The organism is Streptomyces sp. NPDC059248, from assembly GCF_042753905.1.
GTDB lineage: Bacteria > Actinomycetota > Actinomycetes > Streptomycetales > Streptomycetaceae > Streptomyces.
This window is the reverse complement of sequence record NZ_JBHYZV010000099.1, coordinates 1-770: the sequence shown is the minus strand read 5'-3', so window position 1 is coordinate 770 and position 770 is coordinate 1. Positions and strand designations below refer to the sequence as shown.

Sequence of the window (770 nt, the reverse complement as noted above, 5' to 3'; positions counted from 1 at the left end):
CCCGCCACGGTCACGGTCGTCACGCCGGAAACCGCCGCCACCGCCGCTGGGACGGTCATCCCGCCGGTCGTCACGACGGAACCCACCACCACTGGGACGGTCGTCACGGCGGAAGCCTCCGCTGGAACGATCGTCACGCCGGTCGTCGCGTCGGTCGTCCCGCCGGAACCCACCGGAACGATCGCCGGCGCCCGTGGGGCGACCACCACGGTCGTCACGGCGGTCGTGGGAGCGGTAGCCGCCGCCGGAACGGTTGTCGTCACGACGGGGACCACGGTCATCACGACCACCACGGAATCCGCCCCGGTCACCACCGTCTCGACGGCGCGGGTCGCGCTCCGGACGATCGTCGGGAGAGTTGGTGGACATCGACGTGACTCCTGTCTTCGGGTACTGCGGCCATTCTCGCGCACCCGGAGAGGGGGCGCTCTGTGACGCAAATAAAAAAGGCCCTGGGCCCAGCGTGAACGCTGGACCCAGGGCCCTGAAAGATTGTTCGGCGGTGTCCTACTCTCCCACAGGGTCCCCCCTGCAGTACCATCGGCGCTGAAAGGCTTAGCTTCCGGGTTCGGAATGTAACCGGGCGTTTCCCTCACGCTATGACCACCGAAACCCTAACGGTTTCGAGCGAACAAGCACACTTTTTAATTGATGTTCTGCTCTGAAACCGGCAACGGTCGTTGCCTCAGAACTAACACAGTGGACGCGAGCAAATATGGACAAGCCCTCGGCCTATTAGTACCGGTCACCTCCAGCGGTTACCCGCCTTC

Annotated in this window: 1 rRNA gene and 1 pseudogene; one reads left to right on the top strand and one right to left on the bottom strand. The window is 64.7% G+C overall.

Annotated elements, in window-relative coordinates:
• Positions 1 to 435 (top strand): annotated as a pseudogene (locus tag ACFXG1_RS29475) (hypothetical protein); the annotation flags it as partial.
• 59 nt (positions 436 to 494) lie between these two features.
• On the opposite strand, the gene rrf reads toward ACFXG1_RS29475, so the two are convergent.
• Positions 495 to 611 (bottom strand): 5S ribosomal RNA (gene rrf, locus ACFXG1_RS29470).
• Positions 612 to 770 lie beyond the last annotated feature (159 nt).